This window comes from Acinetobacter rathckeae, from assembly GCF_015627125.1.
In the GTDB taxonomy this organism is placed as follows: domain Bacteria; phylum Pseudomonadota; class Gammaproteobacteria; order Pseudomonadales; family Moraxellaceae; genus Acinetobacter; species Acinetobacter rathckeae.
Genome location: NZ_VTDO01000005.1, coordinates 116,533 through 141,838, shown reverse-complemented (window position 1 = coordinate 141,838; position 25,306 = coordinate 116,533). Strand labels below are relative to the sequence as shown.

The window sequence follows — 25,306 nt, the reverse complement described above, 5'->3', positions numbered from 1 at the left end:
TCAAACTCCTACCTTAACAGTGATGTGACAAGTACGCTTAGTAATACGATCTGCACGACCTTTAGCACGTGGCATAATACGCTTCAAGCTCACACCTTCATCAACATAGATTGTTGAAACTTTAAGGTCATCAACATCTAAATTATTGTTGTGTTCAGCATTTGCAATCGCAGATTCAAGTGCTTTTTTCACTAAAACAGCAGCTTTTTTATTGCTGAAGTTCAAGATATCTAGTGCACGAGCAACCGATTTACCACGAATTTGATCAGCAACCAAACGTGTTTTTTGTGCCGAGATAGCGGCACCGCGTAATTTTGCAGTAACTTCCATCATAGCACCCTTAACGTTTAGATTTCTTGTCAACACCGTGACCACGATAGGTACGAGTTGGCGCGAATTCACCGAGTTTATGACCAACCATATGCTCAGAGATAATCACTGGAACATGGTTACGACCATTGTGAACAGAAATTGTTAAACCAACAAAGTCTGGGAGGATCATCGAACGACGAGACCAAGTTTTGATCGGCTTGCGTGAATTACTTGCAACAGCCACTTCAATCTTAGCGAACAAGTGCGCATCGACGAATGGGCCTTTTTTCAATGAACGAGGCATTTGTCAGATTCCTTTACTTGTTACTTAACGCGACGGTCGCGAATAATCATCTTAGTCGTACGCTTGTTGGTACGTGTCTTGTACCCTTTCGCTTTTTGACCCCATGGGCTTACAGGTTGAATACCTTTGTTACGCCCTTCACCACCACCATGCGGGTGATCTACTGGGTTCATAGCCATACCACGTACGGTAGGACGAACACCACGCCAACGAGAAGCACCAGCTTTACCAAGTGAACGCAAGTTGCTTTCTTGGTTAGATACTTCACCGATTACAGCACGACATTCAACATGAACTTTACGCATTTCACCTGAACGCAGACGAAGGATTGCATAAGAACCGTCACGACCCAATAATTGTACTGAAGTACCAGCAGAACGTGCTAATTGAGCACCTTTACCGATTTTCAATTCAATATTGTGTAGCGTTGAACCGATTGGCATGTTGCGAAGTGGCAAGCAGTTACCTGGACGAATTGGAGCATCGTTACCAGATTGTACTTTATCACCAGCACGTAGGCCTTTAGGCGCAATAATGTATCGACGTTCACCATCTGCATATTTCAATAAAGCAATATGTGCAGTACGGTTAGGATCGTATTCGATACGCTCTACAGTTGCAGGAACACCATCTTTGTTACGTTTAAAATCAACGATACGGTAATGCTGTTTATGACCACCACCAACATGGCGAGTAGTGATATGACCGTTATTATTACGACCACCTGTTCTTTTTTTACTTTCTACCAATGCGGCAAAAGGGCGACCTTTGTATAGGTGGTCATGAACCACTTTTTCTACAAAGCGACGTCCTGGAGACGTTGGCTTACATTTTTGAATAGGCATAATTCTCGTCCTTATTCCGCTGTGGTTTCAGCGGTATCGCCCAAGTCAGCCATTTCAACATCTTGGCCAGCTTTCAGGGTGACGTATGCTTTTTTAACATCAGAACGACGTCCTAATGTTTTACCAAAGCGTTTTGTTTTACCTTTAGTGATCGTTGTATTTACTTTTACAACTTGAACACCAAACAGTTGCTCTACAGCTTTCTTCACTTCAAGTTTAGTAGCATTGATATCTACTTTAAATACTTGAACGCCTGCTGTTTCGCCTAAAACTTGTGCTTTTTCTGAGAATACTGGTCCACGAAGGATTTGATAGATACGTTCGTTATTCATCCGAGTTCTACCTCAATTTTCTTAGCAGCAGCTACAGACATCACAACTTTATCAAAAGCAATTAGACTAACAGGGTCAATCGTTGCTGAATCAACCACATCTACATGTGGTAAGTTGCGTGCTGCAAGATACAAGTTTTCTTCTACAGCATCAGTCACGATTAATGCACGTGGTGCATTTAATTCGTTTAGCTTAGCAAGTAGTTCTTTTGTTTTAGGTGCAGAAACCTGAACATCTTCAACAAGCACCAAGCGTTCTTGACGAACAAGCTCAGCAAGAATACATTGCATAGCACCGCGATACATTTTACGGTTAACTTTTTGAGACCAATCTTGTGGACGAGCAGCAAAAGTTTTACCACCACCAACCCAGATTGGGCTACGAATTGAGCCTGCACGTGCACGGCCAGTACCTTTTTGACGGAATGGCTTAATACCACCACCAGATACTTCACCACGTGATTTTTGAGCACGAGAACCTTGACGACCACCTGCTAGATAAGCAGTAACAACTTGGTGTACAAGCGCTTCGTTAAATTCACGACCGAAAGCAACTTCAGACAATTCAACAGCAGAACCGGAAACAGTTTGTAAATTCACGTTATTTCCCCTCAAGCCTTGATCGTAGGACGAACAACAACGTCACCACCTGTTGAACCAGGAATTGCACCTTTAACAACAAGAATTGAACGCTCTGCGTCGATTGAAACAACTTCAAGACCTTGAACTGTTACGCGATCATCACCTAGGTGACCAGGCATTTTTTTACCTTTAAATACGCGTCCAGGTGTTTGGTTTTGACCTGTAGAACCAAGTGCACGGTGAGATACAGAGTTACCGTGTGTAGCATCTTGCGTACGGAAGTTCCAACGCTTAACACCACCTTGGAAGCCTTTACCTTTAGATTGTCCAGTTACGTCAACAATTTGACCTACTGCAAACAAATCAACACCGATTGTTCCACCAACTTCACGACCTTCTAGCTCAGCTTCCGTAGCACGGAATTCTTTTACTAAACGACCAGCTGAAACACCAGCTTTTGCAAAATGACCTTTTTGAGCCTTTGTTACGCGCGACTCACGACGTTCGCCAGTTGTTACTTGAACAGCTTGATAACCATCAGTTTCAAGTGTTTTGATTTGAGTAATGCGGTTCGCATCAACTTCAATCACAGTAACAGGCACAGAAACACCGGCTTCTGTAAAAATACGGGTCATACCGCATTTACGACCGACTAAACCAATAGCCATGTGTGTAAACCTCTTAAAATGCGGCTTAATTAACTTAAGTTAATCAACCGACAAGCCTTATCCCAATGCGATCTGAACATCAACACCAGCTGCAAGATCTAATTTCATCAATGCATCAACAGTTTTGTCTGTTGGTTGAACGATGTCGATCAAACGTTTGTAGGTGCGGATTTCGTATTGATCACGCGCATCTTTATTCACATGCGGTGAAGTCAGAACGTTGAAGCGTTCGATGCGAGTAGGCATCGGGATTGGACCACACACTTGTGCACCAGTACGCTTAGCTGTTTCTACGATCTCTTGAGCAGATTGATCAATCAGACGATGATCAAAAGACTTAAGACGGATACGGATTCTCTGGTTAGACATACCAGTAAACTCCAAGCCAAAATATATAAAGAATCACCCATGACGCACCTCACCTATTGGTAAGTGTCAAGGGTAGTGAAAATCACTAAGGTCATGATCGATGCCACGACTGTAACGATACAGTTATCTAAAATGAAGAAACTGCCCTTCCAATTGAAGGTGACGCAATTATAGCGACTGTTTACAGATTAAGCAAATTATTTTTATACCGAATAGCGACTTTAATGGCTCACCACATTAAAAATTAAACTATGATTGCAGCACGTATTCTATAGCCTGCTCTAAAACGCGATGACTACTCATAAAGTAATCTTTAGGTGCATTTTTAAGTTGAATAAATGACTGCTCTGTATCAAACACACTCTCCGCTTCATCTAAAAAATCAATCAGGCCATCTTGCGTAATTTCTAAGGAAAACTGAAAACCCAAGATATTTCTGCCGATTTGGTAACATGAGTTTTGAAAATCCTCATTTATTGCTAATGAAATTGCCCCCTTAGGTAAAGCAGAAATATCTTGACTCAGTGACATCACATACATTTCTTCTGGCATCTGAAAGCAATCTTTAGGTAGGTTAGCTACGCTATGCACTCGATTCCAAGTCATTGTATGTTTTTCATTTTTTAATACAGGTGCACCTAGCGCATTAGCAACGATTTGCCCACCCACACATAAACCCAAGACTGGTTTTTTTAAAGCAATATAACGACGAATCCAACGTTTTTCAACTTTCAACCATGGACAATTCACCTCGTCATCTGCATGTATTTTCCCACCCATAACAATCAGGAAATCAACATCTTGCACCTGAGGTAAAGCATCTATATCTAAAGCGATTTCTGTTGGCAGTGCAAAAAATTCTGTGGTGGTAATTTGAGCATGATGCGCGAGTAATAACTCACGACAGCTATTTAAGCTATCACAAGCAGTATGTTGAAAGCAGTGTACCCTCAAATTTTGCTTCATTATTGTTCTCATATAAATAAAATAGACAGTTAAAAATCTAATAGCAAAAATAAAGCCAACTTAAACAATATTATGTAAATCATTACACGATCACCATAATCACTCACACGAATAATTTATTGGGTTGTATTGAATGAAAGTCGCAGTACGTCATTTATTTGTTTATACTAATGACTAAATTGTTATTTGCTGTGAAAAATACATATGCATCGTTATGCCAAATCTAAAGACACGAAAGCTAAACTTGCACCTAAGCAAAAAATTAGTTATGAAAAAAAGGCTGACCCTGCATTAACAGCATATGCAACGCAAAGCTTAAACTGGTTACGTAAAGCCACTTTCTTAATGAGTGCACCTAAACTTAGCTTATGCGTAGAAGATACAGGCTATGAAATTGCATTTGCAGGTCGTTCTAATGCAGGAAAATCAAGTGCAATTAACGCTCTAACCAATCAACGCCAATTGGCTCGTGCATCTAAAAAGCCTGGGCGTACTCAAATGCTTAACTTTTTTAGTTTAGGCAACCCCGACCAACGTCTTGTCGACCTACCCGGTTATGGTTACGCTGCCGTACCTGAAGAAATGAAAAAAGTATGGCAAAAAGAATTAGAGCATTATTTAATTGAACGTCAAAGCCTACAAGGCTTAGTATTGCTTATGGACATTCGCCACCCCTTACAACACTTTGACCTCATGATGCTAGAGTGGGCCTACTCTCGCCATTTATTTGTACATATTTTACTAACTAAAGCAGATAAACTAAATCGTGGCCCTGCAAATCAAGCATTGCTAGATGTCAAAAATCATTTAAAGAAAATGAAGCTTGATTTTTCAATTCAGCTTTTCTCTTCTTTAAATAAGCAAGGACTTGAGGAACTGGCCTCTGTGATAGCAGGTCGTCTACATTTCACGCTTGAACAAAAACCAGAAGATTTAGATGTATCGCAAATTTCCGAAGCATCTGAAAATGATATTAATGAATAAAAAAAAGCCTATATTCAGCAATGAATATAGGCTTTTTAAATGATGGCCTTAAAATACAACAGTTTTATGGCCATCAACAATAATTCGATCTTCTAGGTGACTTCTTACTGCTCTTGCAAGTACATTACGCTCAACATCTTGACCAAGCTCTCGTAACTGCTCTACGCTGTACTCATGGCTTACACGCTCAACATCTTGCTCAATAATTGGCCCCTGATCTAAATCAGCAGTCACATAGTGTGCTGTTGCCCCAATGAGTTTCACACCCTTTTCATGAGCTTGCTTATATGGGTTTGCACCCACAAATGCTGGTAAAAATGAATGGTGGATATTAATGACTTTCATTGGCCACTTTTCTACAAAGTCAGCACTTAGAATTTGCATATAGCGTGCTAAAACCAATAAATCATTGCCTTGCATAATTCGATGAATTTCAGCTTCCGCTTCAACTTTATTGTCTTTATTTACAGCGACAACGGTAAACGGAATACCAAACTGCTCTACAGCAACTCCTAACGTGTCATGGTTAGAAACAACATGAGTAATTTCACATGGCAATAAACCACGTGCATGACGCCAAAGCAACTCAAGTAAAGCATGATCTACACGCGAAACCAAAATACCAACTTTTTTAAGATCGCTCACAGAGGTCAAACGCCATTGCATTTGATAACGTGTCGCAACATTAGCTTCAAATGTTTGTAATAGACTCTCTTTTTTGGTCTGCAAATGCTCAATCTCAAACTCAACACGCATAAAATAGCGACCGCCTTGTGCCTCTGTTGCGTATTGGTCTAGTGCGGTAATATTTGCCCCTTGATGATATAAAAAACTAGACACAGCCTGAACAATACCGGCCTTATCTTCACAGGTAATTAATAAACGAGCTGTATTCGTAGTAGTGGTGTTCATGGGGTTATATATCACTTCTGCAATTTAAAATTGCACTGATTATACGCATCTGATTTTCGCAAGCATAGTATTTTATACCGATTGCGTAACCTTAGCAAATAGATTTGAGTCTTCCATAGAGGCCAAGAGGCGCTCATAAGTCTGTTTACTCTCTCCAATCAAGTAAGGAGATTCAAGTAGAACCAATTGACGTAAAGCAAATAAAGACCATTTGCCTTGCGAGTGATTACTGCCATTTAAATGACCCGACATAAATAAAAAATTCGTCCAATTGGTTAAAATAATCCAAATATTAATAATCAAGGCTTCCATTTCTGTGGCAGACATTTTCATGAGTCCTGCATGAATAAAAGCCTGATATAGCTTTTGTACCTCTCGCATGACATTACTTGCAAATTGTGCATACTCTTGATTGAAATGTTGATCTTTCTCTACTAAGTCATATACATCTCTATGCAAGAATCGATAAGCCCACAACTGCTCACTCAATGCTTTAAAATAGGTGATTTTATCATTTGCTGTGACTGTTCGATCATTTGGTAATGCAAGCATGGCCAAGGTTTGTTGCTGATACTGCTCTGTCAGTGCCTTAATAATTTCTTGCTTATTACTGTAATGATAATATAAGTTACCCGGACTCATTTGTAAGGTAGCAGCAATATGGTTCGTCGTAACAGCTCGCTCGCCCTGCTCATTAAATAGCATCAAGCTCGTATCTAAAATACGCTGTTTTGTTTTCGATGTTTTTTTCTTTAACATAACGCAAACCACACCCATAAAAAGCAGACTGCTATTATGAGCAATTTCTAACGATTAATCTAGAATATTTACTCTAAAAACAAAACCACTCCGATCAAACAATAAACAAATACAACGCACACTAACAGGCCAACCCAATAGCTATACCAAATATTGCACAAAACTGGTTTGATTTTCCTATGATTATTCAGCCTTAATAAAAATATGCTTGCTCCGATTGAGTGTTTTTATTTAAAATAGCCGCCACATCGGGTTACGTATGGCTTTTCGTTTATATTTTACACAAAATATCTCCCATACATATAGGCAGACATGTCTAGATTCAGTTTTTCACTGCTCACCATTTTAAAATGGTTAAGGCATGAGCTATTGCACTAGAGAATATGCCATTTTATACAAATATGCTTGTCTTTTAATCGCATTTTTGGTATAAAACGCCCCTTGAATAAATTCAATCTGTTTGTTTTATGACTGGCCACAGGTTTGCTGTTGGCTAAATCAATGGAGTTCCACCATGTCTAAGGTTTGCCAAGTTACCGGCAAGCGTCCAGTCGTTGGTAACAACGTCTCACACGCAAACAACAAAACCAAGCGCCGGTTCGAGCCGAACCTGCATCACCACCGTTTTTGGTTAGAAAGCGAAAAGCGTTTCGTACGTCTTCGTTTGACAACTAAAGGTATGCGTATTATCGACAAAAAGGGCATTGAAAAGGTTGTAGCAGATCTTCGTGCTCAAGGCCAAAAGATCTAAGGAGTCATTGCCATGCGTGACAAAATTCGCCTAGTTTCTTCTGCGGGTACAGGTTACTTCTACACGACTACGAAGAACAAACGTACAATGCCGGAAAAAATGGAAATCAAAAAATTTGATCCAAAAATCCGTCAACACGTTATTTTCAAAGAAGCTAAAATCAAATAATTTTAGTTTTTTAAAAAACGGCTCCTTTAAGGAGTCGTTTTTTTTGTCTTTTATATTACACTCCTATATATATTTATTTTTAATCTTTTATTTTGTCAGATTTTTGAGGGTCAACTGATGCCACATGATGTTGATTTAATTATATTATTAGCAATTGGCTTTGGCCTTGCACTTATTTTTGGCTATCTTGCTGCACGGCTTAGATTACCACCACTGGTTGGTTATCTCATTGCAGGGATTATTATTAGCCCCAATACACCTGGTATGGTTGGAGATTTGTCTTTGGCCAACCAGTTGGCTGAACTCGGTGTGATGTTTTTAATGTTTGGTGTAGGCATGCACTTTTCATTAAAAGATTTACTCGAGGTAAAGCGTATTGCGCTGCCTGGGGCAATTTTACAAATTACTGTTGCAACTTTACTTGGTATTATTGTGTCGATGCTATGGGGTTGGCCTTTTGGTAGTGCATTGGTCTTTGGCCTATGTTTATCTTGTGCCAGTACCGTAGTCTTACTCAAAGCACTTGGTGACAAAGGTCTACTCTCTTCAGTGAATGGAAAAATTGCTGTAGGCTGGCTTTTGGTCGAAGACCTTGTCATGGTCATGGTTTTGGTGTTATTGCCTGCAATTGCAGTGTTACTCGGTGGTAAACACATAGATACCCATGGGCCACAACAAGCAATCTGGCTCACGATTTTAATGACCTTGCTCAAAGTCAGTGGCTTTATTGCTTTTATGCTCATTATTGGTAAACGCTTAATTCCTGCAATTATGCAATTTGTTGCACGGCTTGGCTCAAGGGAGTTATTCACCTTAACGGTGGTAGCATGTGCCGTATCTATTGCTTATGGTGCATATGCTGTATTTGGCGTATCGATGGCTCTTGGTGCATTTTTTGCAGGTATGGTGGTAAAAGAGTCTGACTTTTGCCATAGAGCTGAAGAAGAAACGCTTCCCTTACGTGAAATTTTTGCTATTTTATTCTTTGTTTCTGTGGGTATGCTCTTTGATCCACATATTTTAATTGAAAAGCCATTACATATTTTAGCTGTCGTCGCCATTATTGTAATCGGTAAAACTCTGGCTGCCATGGCACTGGTTTTATTCTTCAGATATCCACTCAACACAGCCCTCACAGTTGGGGCAAGCTTGGCACAAATTGGAGAGTTCTCATTTATTTTGGCCGCACTGGGTATTTCTTTAGGCTTACTCACAACAGAAGCTCAAAACCTCATTTTAGCAGGTGCATTATTTTCAATTACACTGAATTCATTCATGTTCACCGCCATAGAACCTGTACAACAATGGATTCGTGGTCGCTCTTCTTTAGCACGCTTACTAGAACGTAGCAGTGACCCGCTTGCAATGCTACCCGATGAAGTTGATCAAAATTACCTACGTGATCAGGTAGTGATGATTGGTTATGGTGAGGTTGGACGTCGTATTACACAGACACTGATCGAACAACAGATTAAAGTGGTGATTGCTGAAGAAAACCGTGAGATTGTTGAAGACTTACGTGATAAAGACATCGCAGCTGTTTGTGGGGTGGCCACTGAGCCAAGTGTACTGATTCAGGCACATATTCAACATGCCCGACTTGTCGTCATTTCGCCGATGGATATTTTAGATATTCACCGTATTGTCGATATTTCAAAACAACTTAATCCAAACATTGAAGTTTTGCTGTGTGCGGAAAATAAGGAAGAAGCTGAAGTCATTCGTGCAGATGATGTCGGTCAGGTGTTTTATGCCAAAGAGCAAATGGCTATAAATATGAGTCAGCACATTTTAAAGCAGATTCATGCAGTTCATAAAAAAAGCCATTAATTGTAATAAAATTAAGGCATAAAAAATGCACTACACAGTGCATTTTTTATGTGCTTAGCTAAAATATTGTGGTTGTTCATCTACAATTTCAGCATTTATTTGGTTCATTTGTTTTTCAAGTAGACTAAATAATGCAGCTTGAACCATGCTTTGTGCAACAATCCCCGCTTGATCACCCAGTATTTCTTTTACATCGTCATTAAATTGAATTGTCATAAGGGGCGCTTTTTCTGAATCTGCATTACGTAATGCAAGCTCTCCATTTTCAAGTTGTACTAACTCAAGTACAGCCTCTTGACTACCGAAAAGTTCTTTGAGTTGCTGTTGAATAGACATTCCACCTCCTAATGCACCATACACTCTGATGCCTTGCTTAAGCTTTAGACTAACCTATATTTGGGAACAAAAGCAAAATTTCAAGTAATAATTTGCACTATTTCACGCTTAAAACTCAACCATTTCATCTCTAAAGCCATTAATCAATTGCATCAGTTGCTGATACCAGTCTCTTAAAATCGTGGTGTCAGGCAACCATGATTGTGGACCTTGGGTCACCTTAATAATTAAATGTGATGATGTATCTTGCTCTGCCTGCGGTTGGGTTGGTTCTGGACTATACTGACACATACGGTATGCATGGTTTAACTCTGCCAAAAAACCATCTTGTGTCAGTTGTTTAAGCACCGAAATTTCAGGAGACACTTGCCCTTTTTCAGCCATTTTTTGTTCAATAGACTGTAAAGTCGGCTGCATATCATGCAGGCGATAATAACGCACAAGTTCTTGTAAAAATGCCAAGACAGCACCTTGCAAATGAAAAACAACAGCTTCTTTATGTGCCTGTGCTTGTTGTACATTGTCACACAATGCTTCTGCTTGCACACAACCTAAACGTGCAAAGTAGAGTTTTTGATTGGTGCGGTCTGCATGGTAACGTGCCACTCTAGACATGATTACTCCTTAAAATAGTTCATGATCAGTAAATTAGTCAGCTGCTTTGACACGTATACCAATACCCTTCACTCTTAGCGTATTTAAGCCTTTAATGGCTTTCACGGCATCACGACCATGAGGCATTTCTACAAAACCAAAGCCTTTTGATTTACCCGTTGCTTGATCTAGTACTATAATACAATGTTCAACTTCACCAAAAGGGCTAAACAAATCACGAAGCTCAGCTTCTGTAATTGAACGCTCTAAGTTACGGACTAAAATTTTCATATTATTCACTCAAGATGCTTGAGACTGACAAAGCAGATCTCTAAAAATAGCGGTGCAGTTTAATCTAAATCCAAGTCAAATGAGATCTTTTTTACAGCATTTGCAGGTGCTTTTTGCACACTGTCGGCAATAGATGAGCGCTGATAGACTGTAAGGTCAACTAACTCACGAGGAAAGTCATTAAAAAAATAGCCACTGACATGACGTCCTTGATCATCTGTTAAATCATAACTCCAACTCACAGACTCATGTTTGGTTAAAATTAGTTCATTTCTTGCCCGTGTCAATGCCACATATAACACACGGCGTTCTTCCTCAACCGCATCAAAATTACCCTGCGCACGTGCATGCGGATAAAATCCTACCGATAAATGTGGTACATAACATACATTTTCTTCTAAGCCTTTGGCTGAATGTATGGTGGTGAGCGTAACAATATCTTCAATATGTGCTTGCTGTACATCTGCAATAGAAATGGGTTCAAGCACATATTCTTCTAAAAACTGGGCAAGGTCTTGATGTTGACTCGCCAGTTGCTCTACCAACTTAAAGTCTTTTTGACGCTTTGACCAGTCTTGTTGATATTTTTCTTCAAGCTGCCCAGTCAGTATCTCTACAGCCACAACAATACTTTTCTTTACCTGTGTTGTTAAATTGGCCAATTGCCTTAAACCATCAATCGCATCAGCTGGTATTTTACTTACACTAAGTGCAAGCTCATCGCAACATTGCGTTAAATGTTCATATTTATTCATTTGTAGTGCAATTTTACTCGCACCAACATCGCCAATACCATTCCATAAGGTAAGAAATCGCATCCAAGCAATATCATCTTTGCAATTCACCACCACCCTAAGCATGCTCAACACATCTTTTACGTGGGCAGACTCAAGTAACTTTGCTCCACCAATAAATTGATAAGGAATAGACATCGCAACAAAAGCACGTTCAATATGCCGTGCAGCATAAGCTGAGCGTACAAGCACCATGTGCTCATTCCATGCAGTATTGTTATCGTGATAGCGATGATAAATGTCTTGTGCAACCCAATTGGCTTCTTCAAACTCATTGGTAAAAAGATTAAATTGTGGTGTGCTTTGGGTCGTTCTTACCGCAACCAAAGACTTATTATATTTGATCTCACTTTGTTCAAGTAACCAGTTAGACACGTCTAAAATTTGTTGTGTGGAGCGGTAGTTTTTTTCTAATTTATAAATCGTGGCATCGGGAACATGGCTTTGAAAGCGATGAATATTTTCAAAATCTGCACCCCGAAAGCCATAAATAGACTGGGCATCATCACCAACACAGAAAATCTGCGAGCGCCCCACAAATGGCTCAAGCAAAGCCCATTGCAAAGGATTGGTGTCTTGCATTTCATCAACCAAAAAGACCTGATGCTGTTGTGCAACTGATGCTAAAAATGCAGGTGACTGATGTAAATGTGTCGCGACAATGGCCAAAATATCATCATAATCTAAGAATCCACTACGGCGTTTACGTGCCTCATACTCTTTCATTACCTCGGCAATGTCTGCTTTATCCGTGTCATCGTCAGGGAGTAGCTTTTCTATCGCTTCTGAAAGTTTACAGCGTGTATTACGAGCAAAAGAGTAAATATCACAGAGCTGTGCTGCTTTAGGCAATTTGTTATCTTTCCCTTTACCACGTAATAGGCGAAACATCATCACTTGGTCATCTCGGTCAATAACAGTAAATGCCCCTAAACCCAAAGCTTTGCTATGACGGCGTAATAAAGAAATACAAAAAGTATGAAAAGTAGATGCTCTCAGTCCTTGTGCACTGTCGCCCAAATGTTGTTCTACTCGGGTAATGATTTCGGCGGCAGCTCTACGAGTAAACGTCAAAATTTGTATATTTTTAGCAGGTAGCCCTTGAGCAATTAAATAGGCTGCACGAGAAATAATGGTTTTCGTTTTACCACAGCCCGCACCTGCAAGTACTAAACAATGGGCTTGCTCTGTTGTAACAGCCGCACGTTGTTGTTCATTCAACTCAGAGAGTAAGCGGTCTAGTTTCATGGGACTTTCCTTCTTGCCAGATCTGTGGCTTATTTAGTCCAACCAATTTCTTTTGCAGTCACCGCACCAATTTTGGTTTGTTCTATATTTTGTGGCATTTTACTTTGCTGTGGCGTCATTGGAATATAACCAGCCATCAGCTCTGCCATATGTTGTGGTAACAATGGTTGTAAATGTGGCTCAGCATAACCATTGGGATAAATCGGTTGCCCTGTACTTAAATCGTATTTATCTGTTGCACCAAACGCATGCAGTAGCTCATGGGCGATTACCACTTCATTTTGTGCATTTTGCTGTGCATCTGAAAATAGATTAACACTGCCAATACGCCCACGCTCAAGTGCAGTAGAATGCAAAAGTCGTTGCCGAGTTTTTGGTGAATAATAATTTAAATATAAAACCACCGTAGCAGTAGGGTCAGCAGACTGCTGTTGTTGCCATGCATAATAACGAAATTTTAAACTCCACCATATGCTTTGCCAAATGCCACCTACTGTGGGAACAGCAGGTGGTAACTCTTGTAGCGGTCGCCCAAGCAACATTAAAAAATGTGTGTTTTGCTGATATTGCTGAGCACTTTGCCGAAGATAGCTAGACACTTGGCTAAATTGACTCGCTTGTAATTGGTTAATATAGGCTTGGGTTTCTGCTGTACCATCGGCATTAATGGGGTGTAATAACACGACAATGGGGCGAGTCCAATTTTGATTTTGATCTCGCCATGCATTCACTGCCACAATGAGTAAAATTGCCAATAAGATCGCAATTCTAATTTTCTTCCACATCCGACCTTATTCTCAATCTGTGTGGGGAAGATTTTACTCTTCGACCCAACGCCCATCTTTATAAACTAAACTCCATTTTGTTGATTTGCCTTCTGCATTTTCAGAGCCAATATATTGAGTCTGATTTTTACGGCTAAAACGCACAATGGTTGGTTGACCTTCTGGATCTTGGTCTGGTGCTTGTAATAAGTATTGATACTTCGCATCAAGCTGATCTGCAACAGTACGTAATTCACTGACTTTTGGTGTACGCGTTTCTCGGATTTTCGGGAATTTACTGGCTGCTAAGAACAGACCTGCCGCACCATCTCTGAGTACAAAGAAGTCATCATGCTTGGTCGAGCGTACATGCTCCATTTTAATTGGGTCTACACGTGGTGGTGCAGGTTGACCATTTTTTAGCACTTTACGAGTATTATCACAGCTCAAACAGGCAAAGTACGGGCCAAAACGACCTGTTTTCAGTTGCATTTCGGCATCGCATTTATCACAAGGAATGGTTGGGCCATCGTAACCCTTAATTTTAAACTCGCCTTCTTCGACTTCAAAGCCATCACAGTCTGGGTTATTACCACACACATGCAATTTACGCCCACCATCAACCACGTAACTGTCCATCGCTGTACTACATTTTGGACAACGTCTTTTTGACATCAGGTCGGCTGTTTCTGCACCTTCATCATCAGACAATGTTGCCAATGATTCTACAGGGGTCAGATTGAGTGTACCTTTACAACGTTCTTTCGGTGGTAAGTTATAGCCTGAGCAACCTAAAAATACACCCGTTGTACCCGTGCGAATTTGCATGGCACGGTCACACTCAGGGCAATGCACATCTGCCACTTCAACAGGCTGGTTACGGCGCATGCCCTCTTCACCCTGAGCCGTGGTGAGACGTGTTTTAAAGTCACCATAAAAACTATTGAGTAACTCTTTCCAATCACGATCACCCACAGCGACTTTATCGAGCTGACCTTCTAAATCTGCTGTAAAAGCGTAATTCATCAAATTATTAAAGCTTTCACCGAGTCTTTCCGTAACAATCTCACCCATTTTTTCAGCAAACAAGCGACGGTTTTCAAGCTTGACATAACCTCGGTCTTGAATAGTCGAAATAATGGCAGCATATGTCGATGGTCGGCCAATGCCTTTTTTCTCAAGCTCTTTAACCAAAGAGGCTTCAGTAAATCGTGCAGGTGGCTTGGTGAAGTGCTGACTCGGATCGAGTTTATCAAGTTTAAGCGTTTCACCGACTTGTACTGCAGGCAGTAAAATATCATCATCTGATTTATTTGCACCACGCACACGAGTGAAACCATCAAATACTAAAGTACGACCTTTGGCTTTTAAATCGACCTCACCCGCTTTCACGTGCAATGTAGATGATAAATATTGTGCAGGGGTCATTTGACACGCCACAAATTGACGCCAAATTAAGTCATATAAACGCTGTGCATCACGCTCAGCACCTGCCAACTGATCACCTTTTAAAGCCACATTTGATGGACGAATGGCCTCATGGGCTTCTTGTGCTCCTGCTTTATTACCATAACGGTTCGGTTTTTCAGGTAGGTATTTATCACCATATTGCTCAGCAATATGGTCACGTACCATGTTTACCGCATCGTCACTTAAAAAAGTCGAGTCCGTACGCATATAGGTAATGAAACCCGCTTCATACAGACGTTGGGCTAAAGTCATGGTTTTCTTTACAGAAAAGCCAAGTCGCGTACTGGCTGCTTGCTGTAGGGTTGAAGTGATATATGGTGCACTCGGATTAACCTTGGTCGGTTTATCTTCACGCTGTGCAACAGTAAAGGCTGCCGTTTTGAGTATATCTAAAATAGCATCTGTATCTGCTTTATTTTTTAACTTGAGTGTTTTACCCAAGTGTTTGACTGCTTCTAAACGAATCGGGTCTTGCTGAGATTGGGTATCTGCAAAAATTTGCCAATATTCTTCAGGAATAAACGCACGAATTTCTCGTTCACGCTCTACAACCAACTTAACAGCCACCGACTGTACTCGCCCTGCCGAAAGACCTCTTGCAATTTTCTCCCACAGCAAAGGTGAAATCATAAAGCCAACCACACGGTCTAAAAAGCGACGTGCTTGCTGTGCATTAACACGGTCTATGTCTAAACGAGTAGGCTTTTTGAAGGCATCTTGGATGGCATTTTTAGTAATTTCGTTAAAGACCACACGGTGATAACGTGATTCATCACCACCAATCACTTCTCTTAAATGCCACGCAATCGCTTCCCCTTCACGGTCCAAATCGGTTGCGAGATAGATTTCATCAGCTTGTGCAGCAAGTTTTTTAAGCTCAGAGACTACATTTTCTTTGCCTGGTAGCACTTCATAATGTGCTTTCCAGTCATGCTCTGGGTCAATCCCCATACGGTTAACTAATGCTTGTTGTGCTTTTTTTTGCTTTTGTTCATCAGTTAATTTAGTACGTGTTGCAGGTTTTTTCTCTGTGGTTTTTGCTGAACCACCTGTCGGTAAATCACGCACATGCCCAACCGATGAACGAACAATATATTCTGAACCCAAGTATTTATTAATGGTTTTGGCTTTAGCAGGCGACTCCACAATCACTAAAGCACGTTTTTTCTCTGCTGTAGCTGCTTTTGCTGTGGTGCGTTTTGCTGTGGTTGTAGAAGCATTCGCCATGTGTTGTTTGTATCCTATTGCTAAATTAAACGTCTGCTAAAGACATTAAAAAGGTTTTCATCTGTTCTAATTGTGTGCCGTGCAGATCAGCCTCTTCATTCCAGTACAACCCGATACTGTTGGCTTGCATATCTACCGCATAAATACCTTTTAATGGCACAGGATAATCTTTAAATTTTTCCGCACCATGCACCACAGTAAACATGCCATTTTCAACACAAGCACGCATCAGTGGTAATCTTGCTTGTGGTAGCAACACATTATAGTACGCCACCATGCTGGCTCGATTTTCTGCCGCTTTTTCAATATTTGTCCAAGCAGGTGCAGGCAATAAGCGAGGGTAAAGACCCATTTTTCGTGCCTTGTCACGCGTTTCACCCAATGCTTTTTCTCTAGGGTTAACACGTGCACCAAAGATTGAACCTACAACAAATATTACAATAATTACGGTAATCCAAAGGCCCATAGTCGCAATCATCTCCTACAAACCTTGCTATTAGGTTTACATAATCTGAATAGAAAAGGCAAGCATTGTGCACATTTACACAACGCTCGGCCATCAATAATGCTGTATAGTAATCTTGAATAATAGATTTTCAATAACTATTTCTATTTTTAATATGTCTTGATCGATCTAAGCACAAATATATGACAATCACTGTGATACAGCACTGTGCACAAACCGAACTAATATAAATAGTAGATATTATTTTGATGATAAACCGTAAAATCACTGCGTATTTTACGATCTAGGTAGGTCGTCTCTGATTAAATATCGGTGAGCTGTTTTTTGTCTTTTGAAATCATATTAGTCAATACAGATTTCGCATTTTAGCCGTTCAGAAATAGTTACAATCAAACGACACAGAAATGACAGTTGGGCTTAGAGGAGAAATAACGCAAGTATGCTTTCATTATAACTTGTGGGTTTAGCTATCCTGCCCACAACAGCCAAACCAATATCATCATCTTTTGACCTACCTATAAATGGCTCAAGGTCATCTTAGATATTACATACATTTATATACCTTGAAATAAAGCCACAATGAATTTACTGATACATAAAAATTTATGCATTAGGCATTATTCATCTATTATAAAAAAGTACACTCCCATATCTATGCTAATATAGCTACGTTTGCAACAGCATATTAGTAATGCGGTGGCTTATTGGTAAATGGATCAAATGCAGTGATTCCTTCCGATAAATCTGCATTTTCTACACGCTGATACAACAATTGCATTTGCTTTTTTAACACACTGATTTCCTGATGCTGGCAAACCAATTGCTGATTTAACTGCTCAACCAAATCATCTAAAAATGCAATACGCACTTGCAAATCTTCAATGGGTGCGGACAATAAACCACAATCATCATTTACTGGTGTTGTCATTTCACACTCCTGTATTTTAAAACTTTAGGAAACATTATGGCCTATATTACACTAAGGGACGTCCAACTTGCATTTGGTGGCCCTGCCCTCCTCGACGGCGCAAATTTTACCTTAGAACGTGGCGAGCGAGTATGTTTAATTGGCCGTAATGGTGAAGGTAAGTCTACACTACTCAAGCTTGTTGAAGGCTCATTACATGCCGACCAAGGCGAAGTACTCATACAAAATGGACTGAGCGTATCGATGCTCACCCAAGATGTACCCATGGATAATGGCCGAGTGGCCGACATTGTGGCAGATGGTGCAGGCGAAGTTGCCCAAATTTTAAGACAATACAATGAAGCCAGCGATGCCTGTGTCATGGGTGATATGCAAGCCTGTGAACACATGGGTGATTTACAGCACAAAATGGATCAGCTTGATGGTTGGTCACTAGAAACCAAGGTCAACACCATTTTAGCGAAAATGGGCTTAGACCCAGAAGCAGACCTTGCCGACTTATCTGGTGGGCGAAAACGCCGTGTGTTACTGGCAAGAGCCCTGCTTACACAACCAGATATTTTACTGCTTGACGAACCAACCAACCATTTAGATGTCGAAAGCATTGAATGGCTTGAAAAGTTTTTACTTGAACAAAACAATCTCACTTTACTGTTTATTTCACATGACCGTTCATTTGTAGATCGTTTAGCCACCCGTATTGTCGAGCTAGACCGTGGCACACTGCGTAGCTATGAGGGTAACTACTCACGCTACCTCGAACTCAAAGCCCAACAAATGGAAGCAGAAGAAAAACAAAATGCACTATTTGATAAAAAACTGGCTGAAGAAGAAGCATGGATTCGTCAAGGCATTAAAGCCCGTCGTACCCGTAACGAAGGCCGTGTACGTGCATTAAAAGCACTTAGAGAAACCTCTAAGGCACGTCGCTCTCAGCAAGGCAAAGTCAACATGGGCGTACAAGAGGCCCAACGCTCAGGCAAACTGGTGTTTGATATTGAAAACCTATCTGTCCGTTATGATGATGCATTACTCATTAATAACTTTTCAACCGTCGTGATGCGTGGTGACCGTATTGGCCTTGTCGGTGACAACGGTGTGGGTAAAACCACGCTTATCAAAGCCATTTTGGGTGAAATCGCACATACAGGCGAAGTCAAAACAGGCACACAACTTGAAATTGCATATTTTGACCAATTGCGTAACCAACTGGATTTAGAAAACTCTGTCGCCAACAACGTTTCTGAAGGTTCAGACTTCATCGATGTAAATGGACAACGCCGTCATATTTTAAGCTACTTACAAGACTTCTTATTCTCACCAGAACGTGCCCGCACCCCAGTTAAAGCACTCTCTGGCGGTGAAAGAAACCGTGTGTTACTCGCAAAATTATTGCTCAAACCATCTAACCTGATTGTGATGGACGAACCAACCAACGACCTAGACATGGTGACCTTAGAGCTACTTGAAGAAATGCTTGCTGAATACAAAGGCACACTACTTCTGATTAGCCATGACCGTGCCTTTATGGATAACGTAGTCACATCAACATGGGTCTTTGATGGTAAAGGTGGTATTGCAGAATATATTGGTGGCTACCAAGATTATTTAGCACAGCGTCCGAGCATTACCCCAACAACGGTAAAAAAAGACAGTGCTAAGGCTGAAAAATCTAATACGCCACAAAAAACCAAGCTCAGCTATAAAGATCAGCGTGAGCTCGAGCAACTGCCTCAAGAGATTGAAAAGTTGGAGCGAGAGCAAACTGAGCTGACCGACAAATTGGCTGATGGTTCTTGGTTTCTCAAAGATGCAGAGGCCGCGACCCTTGCAAGCCAACGCCTTGCAGAGATTGAAGAACAACTGCTTGAAAAACTTGAGCGTTGGGACACCTTAGATAGCAAATAAACAGCATCCACCCCAAACCAACAGTTGATGGTTTGGGGTCATTGCATATAAAAATAATAGGTCAAACATGTCACAAATAAAAATATATGCTCAACAGCAGACAATTCGTCAATTTAGAGCAACACTTTCACAGGCCATTCATCAGGCATTGGTTCATTGCTTCAATTTACCCGAAGACAAATGCTTTCAACGCTTTATTGCACTTCATCATGAAGATTTTATTTATCCCAATGATCGCTCAGCACACTACACCATCATTGAAATATCTATGTTTGAAGGACGTAGCGAAGTCCATAAAAAACAACTCATACGAACAATCTTTCAAAACATACAACAACAGTGTGGCATATCACCACAAGACATTGAAATTACCCTATTTGAAACGCCACGTTCACATTGGGGGATTCGAGGCAAACTGGGCGATGAATTACAATTAAACTATGCGGTGGATCTAGAATAAATCCGCCACATATCACAACTCAAATACATCATGTTAAACTAGCCCAGTTTTTTTCATCTAAACGTCGACCATTTCATCTATGAGCAACTCTAGCCCACAGTATATTCCAGGCAAATTTTACTACCAATTTTTACAACCCAAATACTGGCTCAACTGGCTATCTATTATACTGCTCATGCTACTTGCTATTTTGCCATGGCCGATACAACGTGCAATTGCACATGCTTTGGCAAACCTATGCTGGAGTTTACTGAAATCACGTAAAAAAACCACCATCACCAATTTAAAGGTTTGCTTTCCTGAATGGTCTGAACAATACGTATATGAACAAAGTAAACAAGTCTTTCATGACATGATGCTAGGTGTTTTTGAAACACTCAATGCATGGTATAAACCTCAGTGGTTTAAAGGTCGGGTCAGCATTGAAGGCTTAGAACACCTCGAAAATGCACAAAAAAATGGACAAGGTATTTTACTGCTTGGCACACACAGCACCCTGCTTGATGCAGGTGGCTACATTTGTTCCAAATATTTTAATCCTGATGTCGTGTATAGACCCCAAAACAACCCACTGCTCGACATGCTGATTTACCGTTGCCGTGCCACCATCTATAAAACTCAAATAGACCATGACGACATGCGAGGGCTCATCAAACAGCTCAAAGCAGGTGATGCCATTTGGTACAGCCCAGACCAAGACTTTGGCCTTAAACAAGGCGTCATGGCCCCATTTTTTGGTGTACCTGCTGCAACGGTCACGGCACACCGAAGATTACTTAAAATCTCTAAAGCCGTGGCTATTCCACTGTATTTTTACCGTGATGGCGATGAGAAAAACCCACACTATAAAATCTTAATTGAGCCTGCCCTTGATCACATGCCTTCAGACAACGAACTTGAAGATGCCACTCGGGTTAACCAAATCATCGAGCAACAACTACGCATTGCACCGACCCAATATATGTGGTTTCACCGACGATTTAAAACCAGACCTGAAGGCTACCCAAACATTTACCAATAAATAGCGCTAAACCCTTAAAAAAATCATGTATTTCACGGCAACTTACTATTGCAGTTCAAACTAGGTTTGATACACTCGGAAGTCCTTTTTTATTTTAATACACTACCGAGGCACAATGACATGAAAGTAGGTCTGGTCGGTTGGCGTGGAATGGTTGGTTCTGTTCTAATGCAACGTATGGTTGAAGAAAATGACTTTGCTCACATCGAGCCATTTTATTTTTCTACCAGTAACGCAGGTGGTGAAGCCCCTGCTTTTGGCGGCAAAACCGCCCCAGCACTTATGGACGCAACAGATATTGACAGTCTGAAACAGATGGATGTCATTATTACCTGCCAAGGTGGTGACTACACGACCGAAGTGTATGGCCCACTAAAAGCCACTGGTTGGAATGGTTACTGGATCGATGCAGCATCTACACTACGTATGAAAGATGATGCAGTGATTGTACTCGACCCTGTGAACGCAAATGTCATTCAAAATGCACTCACGCAAGAGACAACCACATTTGTGGGCGGTAACTGTACCGTGTCACTCATGCTCATGGGGTTAGGCTCTTTATTCCAAAACAACCTTGTTGAATGGATGAGTGCCATGACCTATCAAGCAGCTTCTGGTGCAGGTGCACAGAACATGCGTGAACTGATTACAAGCATGGGCTATCTCTACAACAACACAAAAACATTACTTGATGACCCAAAATCGGCCATTTTAGATATCGACCGTGAAGTGGCTCAGCTACAACGTGGTACTGACTTTCCAAAAGCAAACTTTGGTGTGCCACTTGCAGGTTCTTTGATTCCATATATCGACAAGCAACTTGAAAATGGTCAATCAAAAGAAGAGTGGAAAGCCCAAGCTGAAACCAACAAAATTTTAGGTCACTCGAGCATCATCCCCATTGATGGGCACTGTGTACGTATTGGTGCAATGCGTTGCCACTCGCAAGCACTCACCATCAAACTACGTAAAGATGTACCTCTAGATGAAATTGAAGACATGATTCGCCAGTCAAATGAGTGGGCGAAAGTCATTCCAAATACCCGTGAAGCCTCTATACATGAGCTATCACCAGTTGCCGTCACGGGTACACTCACTGTTCCTGTAGGCCGTTTACGTAAGCTCAACATGGGTAAAGAATACCTTGGGGCATTCACCGTAGGTGACCAACTGCTTTGGGGTGCTGCTGAACCATTACGCCGTATGCTTAGAATTTTACTTGAGTATAAAGCCAAATAACGCACATATTCACTTGAAAAGCCAATCTAATGATTGGCTTTTTTATAAAAATTTTACAAATGTAAAACTTATCGCTACATTAGAGTAGCACCCATTTTAAATATTATGATTGACGCTATGACCTTACCTCAAAAGTTTTGTCTTACTGCACTGTTCACATGCTTTTTGGCACAAACAGGCCATGCACTTGTTTTAGGTCAGCCTGTGATTCAGTCAACCAAAGAGCAACTCCTTTATATGGAAGTTCCTTATAGCGAAGCAACAAATATTAAGTCGATTCGTGTAAATATCGAAGATGACGACGAAGTATCAAAGCTAGGGATTAATAGTAAAGATATGGGGTTTGTTGTACGTAAAAATGGGGCTAATTTTGGTGTAATTGTAGTCACTTCAAACAAACCCATTCGCTCATCACGCATTAATTTTGTGCTTAAAGTGACTGAGTCAGACATGCCATACCTCAAACGGATTAATATTCCTTTTAAAGTAAATAATGCAGCCTCAGAAACACACAATGAAGAAAAAACGCTCTCCCCTGTAGCCATTAGCAGCAACGAAAATAATATAAAAAATAAAACCACATCTAAAGCAATAGCAACAGATGATACAAATAATGTTATTGTAAATCATAATGATGATATAAAATTCATTTATAAGGTCAAACCACAAGACACCCTATGGTCTATTTCTGAAAAAATTGCAACGCAAACAGGCGAACGTCTTGATGATATTGCCAGAAAAATTAAAGCAGATAACCCAAATGCATTTACACGACATAACATGAACCATATCAAATCCGGCGTGAAGATTAATATTTGGGGTTCAAAACACATTCAAAAGGCTCTTCAAGATAGCGTAATGATACCTACACCTGCTACTCGTAAGCCCGCTGAACGCAGTACAGATCAATTGTCAGAAGACATTCAAAAAGAACTGTTACAAACAAAAGCCCGCATTCGTTCTTTAGAACATGAAATTGCCCGTTTGCAACGCGAAATGAAACAAAGAAATGCTAAATTTGATGTGATTAATGGAAGAATTAATGACCTAAGACAACAGATCAAACAACTGAACGAGAAAAACTCCCGCTCATAAATTGGTATGTTAAATCACTCAAATTAACTCAGATTACATAAGCTATAACAATTTAAGGTATAGGTATGCTCATATATATTATTCCATGTATCATTTTACTCGTTGTTGCTCTATTTCTTAAAAAGAGAGAGCAAGCCAATAAAGATGATGCTCACACCGAGAAAAAAACAAAAAAGGTAAAAGAAAAAGCATCAAAAACAAAAAAAGAAACAGTCGCTGCAGAAAAAACGGCAGTACCAGATCAAGATGCACCTCAAATCAGTAAAAAACAGCAAGAAAGCCACAGCGTAACCTTTGCTCAAATTCAAGACTTGATTCATGCCAATAACTTTTCTTTGGCTGAGGCAAAGATCAACCAAGAGCTTAACAATAACCCAGAACAACACCAACTGTACCTTTTACTTGCTCAGGTCTATCGCAAACAAGACGATGAAATTGCAACTAAACAGCTGATTGGGCACCTTAAACAATTAAAGTTGTTTGATATTATAGAAAATATTGAACATGAATTTGCAGCAGATCAACTACAGAAAAAACAAGATGCTGAAAAGAAAGTTGCCTTAGCCGCATCAACTGCAACCGTGGCAGCAACTGAATTAACCCATGAAACAGTAGAAAATACCATCACGAGTGCACCTAAAGAGACTCCAGAGCAACATACAGCTCAGGTAAGTCATGAAACAAAAAGTGATACTCAACACCATAAATCATTAGTAGAAAATACACCTAGCACTGAAGTGCCTGCTCTGTCTTATGAGCAAGTCCAGAAGCCACAAGATACTGCAACTAAACCAAGTAACCAAACAGACAAGGCTGATGATCTCGGCTTACTAGACTTCTATGGCACTGAACCAGACCATGAAAAAGCTAACTCAACACACCATAATGCAGACCATCAAACGCAGACAGACACACCTGATCAAGCACTTGTACTCGAACCAGATGTAAGCAAAGATCAAATAGATGAAGTACAACAAGATCAATTTGAATTAAAAGACCTCGATTTTACATTCGACCATTCAAATGAAATAAATCACGCACCAACGCAAAACCCTGCATCAGATCTAGAGTTCAACTTTAGTGAAAAACAGCCAACCAACAATGACGCAGCAACAGATCTCACAAGCGCAAGACATTTAGACTTCGTTTTAGAACCAGAAGATCAAATTAGTGATACAAAAAATGATTCTCTGTTAAATACAGAGGAAACATCTGATCAGTCGCTTCATTACAGTACCCAAACAACCTCACTTGCAACGCCTCAATCGATTGAACTTGACACCGACCCTGTATCAGATGGTACAAGCTCAATCACACTAGAAAAACCTGAAGAATACGCGACCAATACACCACTTGAATTTACGTTCACTGCACAAGAACCTGAAGCAGGCAATCTGACCACGCAACAACAGCATCATATTGTCGCTGAAACATCGCCAACAGTTACTGCAACAAAAGCAGATGTATTACTTGATCAATTTGATGAATTAATACAACTTGATGAAGCACAGCTCAACCTTGATTTAGCCGCAGAGTACATCACGATTGGTGAATATGAGCGTGCTAAGCAACTTTTATCTGTACCTGATGTTGAATTTTCAGTCTCTCAGAAACTCAAGGTAGATCAACTACTAAATAAAATGGCATCTTAAAGCCGTTCGATTTATCATAGACTTTTGCTCAT

General features: G+C 40.5%; 28 protein-coding genes. 10 read left to right on the top strand and 18 right to left on the bottom strand.

Annotation, left to right across the window (positions count from 1 at the left end):
- The 8 genes from rplV to I2F31_RS09650 form a co-directional block, all read right to left on the bottom strand.
- Window positions 1-330, bottom strand: coding sequence for a 50S ribosomal protein L22 (gene rplV / locus I2F31_RS09685; protein WP_195768984.1), 330 nt, complete (start codon window positions 328-330; stop codon window positions 1-3).
- 10 nt (window positions 331-340) lie between these two features.
- Entirely contained in the window at window positions 341-616 is a 276-nt protein-coding gene (rpsS, locus tag I2F31_RS09680; RefSeq protein WP_195768983.1) for a 30S ribosomal protein S19, read from the bottom strand.
- 20 nt (window positions 617-636) lie between these two features.
- Window positions 637-1,461, bottom strand: coding sequence for a 50S ribosomal protein L2 (rplB, locus tag I2F31_RS09675; RefSeq protein ID WP_195768982.1), 825 nt, complete (start codon window positions 1,459-1,461; stop codon window positions 637-639).
- Window positions 1,462-1,472: 11 nt separating this feature from the next.
- Window positions 1,473-1,793: a 50S ribosomal protein L23 gene (gene rplW / locus I2F31_RS09670; protein ID WP_195768981.1), complete on the bottom strand. Its 321-nt coding sequence runs from the start codon at window positions 1,791-1,793 to the stop codon at window positions 1,473-1,475.
- Window positions 1,790-2,392, bottom strand: coding sequence for a 50S ribosomal protein L4 (gene rplD / locus I2F31_RS09665; protein ID WP_195768980.1), 603 nt, complete (start codon window positions 2,390-2,392; stop codon window positions 1,790-1,792). Before rplD ends, rplW begins: the two co-directional genes overlap by 4 nt.
- Window positions 2,393-2,403: 11 nt before the next feature.
- On the bottom strand, window positions 2,404-3,042 hold the full coding sequence (rplC, locus tag I2F31_RS09660) for a 50S ribosomal protein L3 (protein ID WP_195768979.1): 639 nt from the start codon (window positions 3,040-3,042) through the stop codon (window positions 2,404-2,406).
- Window positions 3,043-3,099: 57 nt separating this feature from the next.
- Window positions 3,100-3,411 carry a 30S ribosomal protein S10 gene (gene rpsJ, locus I2F31_RS09655; protein ID WP_000070912.1) on the bottom strand — a complete coding sequence of 104 codons (312 nt, stop codon included), beginning with the start codon at window positions 3,409-3,411 and terminating at the stop codon, window positions 3,100-3,102.
- Between the two features lie 249 nt (window positions 3,412-3,660).
- Entirely contained in the window at window positions 3,661-4,377 is a 717-nt protein-coding gene (locus tag I2F31_RS09650) for a type 1 glutamine amidotransferase (protein ID WP_195773842.1), read from the bottom strand.
- 204 nt (window positions 4,378-4,581) lie between these two features.
- Between I2F31_RS09650 and yihA the strand changes: the two genes are divergently transcribed.
- Complete coding sequence (yihA, locus tag I2F31_RS09645) at window positions 4,582-5,361, top strand: ribosome biogenesis GTP-binding protein YihA/YsxC (protein ID WP_195773841.1); 780 nt, start codon at window positions 4,582-4,584, stop codon at window positions 5,359-5,361.
- Between the two features lie 48 nt (window positions 5,362-5,409).
- On the opposite strand, the gene purU is transcribed toward yihA, so the two are convergent.
- Together purU and I2F31_RS09635 are read right to left on the bottom strand one after the other, a co-directional pair.
- Window positions 5,410-6,273, bottom strand: a complete 864-nt coding sequence (gene purU / locus I2F31_RS09640; protein ID WP_195773840.1) for a formyltetrahydrofolate deformylase — start codon at window positions 6,271-6,273, stop codon at window positions 5,410-5,412.
- A gap of 72 nt (window positions 6,274-6,345) precedes the next feature.
- Window positions 6,346-7,032: a TetR/AcrR family transcriptional regulator gene (locus tag I2F31_RS09635; RefSeq protein ID WP_195773839.1), complete on the bottom strand. Its 687-nt coding sequence runs from the start codon at window positions 7,030-7,032 to the stop codon at window positions 6,346-6,348.
- 514 nt (window positions 7,033-7,546) lie between these two features.
- On the opposite strand from I2F31_RS09635, the gene rpmB reads away from it, so the two are divergent.
- The 3 genes from rpmB to I2F31_RS09620 all read left to right on the top strand — a co-directional run bounded on the left by rpmB (window position 7,547) and on the right by I2F31_RS09620 (window position 9,781).
- On the top strand, window positions 7,547-7,783 hold the full coding sequence (gene rpmB / locus I2F31_RS09630) for a 50S ribosomal protein L28 (protein WP_092748508.1): 237 nt from the start codon (window positions 7,547-7,549) through the stop codon (window positions 7,781-7,783).
- A gap of 12 nt (window positions 7,784-7,795) precedes the next feature.
- Entirely contained in the window at window positions 7,796-7,951 is a 156-nt protein-coding gene (gene rpmG, locus I2F31_RS09625; protein WP_001205031.1) for a 50S ribosomal protein L33, read from the top strand.
- A gap of 117 nt (window positions 7,952-8,068) precedes the next feature.
- The gene (locus tag I2F31_RS09620) at window positions 8,069-9,781 is read left to right on the top strand and encodes a cation:proton antiporter (protein ID WP_195768974.1); all 1,713 of its coding nucleotides are present in this window, start codon (window positions 8,069-8,071) and stop codon (window positions 9,779-9,781) included.
- Between the two features lie 54 nt (window positions 9,782-9,835).
- Here I2F31_RS09620 and I2F31_RS09615 read toward each other — a convergent pair whose 3' ends face one another.
- The 8 genes from I2F31_RS09615 to I2F31_RS09580 all read right to left on the bottom strand — a co-directional run bounded on the left by I2F31_RS09615 (window position 9,836) and on the right by I2F31_RS09580 (window position 17,899).
- On the bottom strand, window positions 9,836-10,117 hold the full coding sequence (locus tag I2F31_RS09615; RefSeq protein WP_195768973.1) for a hypothetical protein: 282 nt from the start codon (window positions 10,115-10,117) through the stop codon (window positions 9,836-9,838).
- A gap of 108 nt (window positions 10,118-10,225) precedes the next feature.
- Entirely contained in the window at window positions 10,226-10,732 is a 507-nt protein-coding gene (locus I2F31_RS09610; protein WP_195773838.1) for a DUF6586 family protein, read from the bottom strand.
- A gap of 33 nt (window positions 10,733-10,765) precedes the next feature.
- Window positions 10,766-11,002, bottom strand: a complete 237-nt coding sequence (locus I2F31_RS09605) for an RNA recognition motif domain-containing protein (RefSeq protein ID WP_195773837.1) — start codon at window positions 11,000-11,002, stop codon at window positions 10,766-10,768.
- 59 nt (window positions 11,003-11,061) lie between these two features.
- On the bottom strand, window positions 11,062-13,044 hold the full coding sequence (locus I2F31_RS09600) for an ATP-dependent helicase (protein WP_195773836.1): 1,983 nt from the start codon (window positions 13,042-13,044) through the stop codon (window positions 11,062-11,064).
- Window positions 13,045-13,073: 29 nt separating this feature from the next.
- Window positions 13,074-13,829 carry a hypothetical protein gene (locus I2F31_RS09595; protein WP_195773835.1) on the bottom strand — a complete coding sequence of 252 codons (756 nt, stop codon included), beginning with the start codon at window positions 13,827-13,829 and terminating at the stop codon, window positions 13,074-13,076.
- Window positions 13,830-13,862: 33 nt separating this feature from the next.
- The gene (gene topA, locus I2F31_RS09590) at window positions 13,863-16,505 is read right to left on the bottom strand and encodes a type I DNA topoisomerase (RefSeq protein WP_195773834.1); all 2,643 of its coding nucleotides are present in this window, start codon (window positions 16,503-16,505) and stop codon (window positions 13,863-13,865) included.
- 25 nt (window positions 16,506-16,530) lie between these two features.
- Window positions 16,531-16,983: an ammonium transporter gene (locus tag I2F31_RS09585; RefSeq protein WP_228285102.1), complete on the bottom strand. Its 453-nt coding sequence runs from the start codon at window positions 16,981-16,983 to the stop codon at window positions 16,531-16,533.
- A 673-nt stretch (window positions 16,984-17,656) separates the two neighbouring features.
- Entirely contained in the window at window positions 17,657-17,899 is a 243-nt protein-coding gene (locus I2F31_RS09580; RefSeq protein ID WP_195768967.1) for a SlyX family protein, read from the bottom strand.
- A gap of 36 nt (window positions 17,900-17,935) precedes the next feature.
- On the opposite strand from I2F31_RS09580, the gene I2F31_RS09575 reads away from it, so the two are divergent.
- The 6 genes from I2F31_RS09575 to I2F31_RS09550 all read left to right on the top strand — a co-directional run bounded on the left by I2F31_RS09575 (window position 17,936) and on the right by I2F31_RS09550 (window position 25,274).
- Window positions 17,936-19,807 (top strand): ATP-binding cassette domain-containing protein, encoded by a 1,872-nt coding sequence (locus I2F31_RS09575; RefSeq protein WP_195773833.1) that lies wholly within the window; start codon window positions 17,936-17,938, stop codon window positions 19,805-19,807.
- Between the two features lie 67 nt (window positions 19,808-19,874).
- The gene (locus I2F31_RS09570) at window positions 19,875-20,267 is read left to right on the top strand and encodes a tautomerase family protein (protein WP_195768965.1); all 393 of its coding nucleotides are present in this window, start codon (window positions 19,875-19,877) and stop codon (window positions 20,265-20,267) included.
- Between the two features lie 79 nt (window positions 20,268-20,346).
- Window positions 20,347-21,288, top strand: a complete 942-nt coding sequence (locus tag I2F31_RS09565; protein ID WP_195768964.1) for an LpxL/LpxP family acyltransferase — start codon at window positions 20,347-20,349, stop codon at window positions 21,286-21,288.
- Between the two features lie 120 nt (window positions 21,289-21,408).
- Window positions 21,409-22,527, top strand: a complete 1,119-nt coding sequence (gene asd, locus I2F31_RS09560) for an aspartate-semialdehyde dehydrogenase (protein WP_195773832.1) — start codon at window positions 21,409-21,411, stop codon at window positions 22,525-22,527.
- A gap of 117 nt (window positions 22,528-22,644) precedes the next feature.
- A complete protein-coding gene (locus I2F31_RS09555) occupies window positions 22,645-23,622 on the top strand; it encodes a type IV pilus assembly protein FimV (RefSeq protein ID WP_195768962.1) in 978 nt (325 codons plus the stop codon).
- A gap of 65 nt (window positions 23,623-23,687) precedes the next feature.
- On the top strand, window positions 23,688-25,274 hold the full coding sequence (locus tag I2F31_RS09550) for a hypothetical protein (RefSeq protein WP_195773831.1): 1,587 nt from the start codon (window positions 23,688-23,690) through the stop codon (window positions 25,272-25,274).
- Window positions 25,275-25,306: the final 32 nt, after the last annotated feature.

Bases quoted from the DNA above. Each gene is read 5' to 3' on its own strand.
- rplV (WP_195768984.1), bottom strand. From the start codon at position 330: ATGGAAGTTACTGCAAAATTACGCGGTGCCGCTATCTCGGCACAAAAA.
- rpsS (WP_195768983.1), bottom strand. From the start codon at position 616: ATGCCTCGTTCATTGAAAAAAGGCCCATTCGTCGATGCGCACTTGTTC.
- rplB (WP_195768982.1), bottom strand. From the start codon at position 1,461: ATGCCTATTCAAAAATGTAAGCCAACGTCTCCAGGACGTCGCTTTGTA.
- rplW (WP_195768981.1), bottom strand. From the start codon at position 1,793: ATGAATAACGAACGTATCTATCAAATCCTTCGTGGACCAGTATTCTCA.
- rplC (WP_195768979.1), bottom strand. From the start codon at position 3,042: ATGGCTATTGGTTTAGTCGGTCGTAAATGCGGTATGACCCGTATTTTT.
- rpsJ (WP_000070912.1), bottom strand. From the start codon at position 3,411: ATGTCTAACCAGAGAATCCGTATCCGTCTTAAGTCTTTTGATCATCGT.
- I2F31_RS09650 (WP_195773842.1), bottom strand. From the start codon at position 4,377: ATGAAGCAAAATTTGAGGGTACACTGCTTTCAACATACTGCTTGTGAT.
- yihA (WP_195773841.1), top strand. From the start codon at position 4,582: ATGCATCGTTATGCCAAATCTAAAGACACGAAAGCTAAACTTGCACCT.
- purU (WP_195773840.1), bottom strand. From the start codon at position 6,273: ATGAACACCACTACTACGAATACAGCTCGTTTATTAATTACCTGTGAA.
- I2F31_RS09635 (WP_195773839.1), bottom strand. From the start codon at position 7,032: ATGTTAAAGAAAAAAACATCGAAAACAAAACAGCGTATTTTAGATACG.
- rpmB (WP_092748508.1), top strand. From the start codon at position 7,547: ATGTCTAAGGTTTGCCAAGTTACCGGCAAGCGTCCAGTCGTTGGTAAC.
- rpmG (WP_001205031.1), top strand. From the start codon at position 7,796: ATGCGTGACAAAATTCGCCTAGTTTCTTCTGCGGGTACAGGTTACTTC.
- I2F31_RS09620 (WP_195768974.1), top strand. From the start codon at position 8,069: ATGCCACATGATGTTGATTTAATTATATTATTAGCAATTGGCTTTGGC.
- I2F31_RS09615 (WP_195768973.1), bottom strand. From the start codon at position 10,117: ATGTCTATTCAACAGCAACTCAAAGAACTTTTCGGTAGTCAAGAGGCT.
- I2F31_RS09610 (WP_195773838.1), bottom strand. From the start codon at position 10,732: ATGTCTAGAGTGGCACGTTACCATGCAGACCGCACCAATCAAAAACTC.
- I2F31_RS09605 (WP_195773837.1), bottom strand. From the start codon at position 11,002: ATGAAAATTTTAGTCCGTAACTTAGAGCGTTCAATTACAGAAGCTGAG.
- I2F31_RS09600 (WP_195773836.1), bottom strand. From the start codon at position 13,044: ATGAAACTAGACCGCTTACTCTCTGAGTTGAATGAACAACAACGTGCG.
- I2F31_RS09595 (WP_195773835.1), bottom strand. From the start codon at position 13,829: ATGTGGAAGAAAATTAGAATTGCGATCTTATTGGCAATTTTACTCATT.
- topA (WP_195773834.1), bottom strand. From the start codon at position 16,505: ATGGCGAATGCTTCTACAACCACAGCAAAACGCACCACAGCAAAAGCA.
- I2F31_RS09585 (WP_228285102.1), bottom strand. From the start codon at position 16,983: ATGATTGCGACTATGGGCCTTTGGATTACCGTAATTATTGTAATATTT.
- I2F31_RS09580 (WP_195768967.1), bottom strand. From the start codon at position 17,899: ATGACAACACCAGTAAATGATGATTGTGGTTTATTGTCCGCACCCATT.
- I2F31_RS09575 (WP_195773833.1), top strand. From the start codon at position 17,936: ATGGCCTATATTACACTAAGGGACGTCCAACTTGCATTTGGTGGCCCT.
- I2F31_RS09570 (WP_195768965.1), top strand. From the start codon at position 19,875: ATGTCACAAATAAAAATATATGCTCAACAGCAGACAATTCGTCAATTT.
- I2F31_RS09565 (WP_195768964.1), top strand. From the start codon at position 20,347: ATGAGCAACTCTAGCCCACAGTATATTCCAGGCAAATTTTACTACCAA.
- asd (WP_195773832.1), top strand. From the start codon at position 21,409: ATGAAAGTAGGTCTGGTCGGTTGGCGTGGAATGGTTGGTTCTGTTCTA.
- I2F31_RS09555 (WP_195768962.1), top strand. From the start codon at position 22,645: ATGACCTTACCTCAAAAGTTTTGTCTTACTGCACTGTTCACATGCTTT.
- I2F31_RS09550 (WP_195773831.1), top strand. From the start codon at position 23,688: ATGCTCATATATATTATTCCATGTATCATTTTACTCGTTGTTGCTCTA.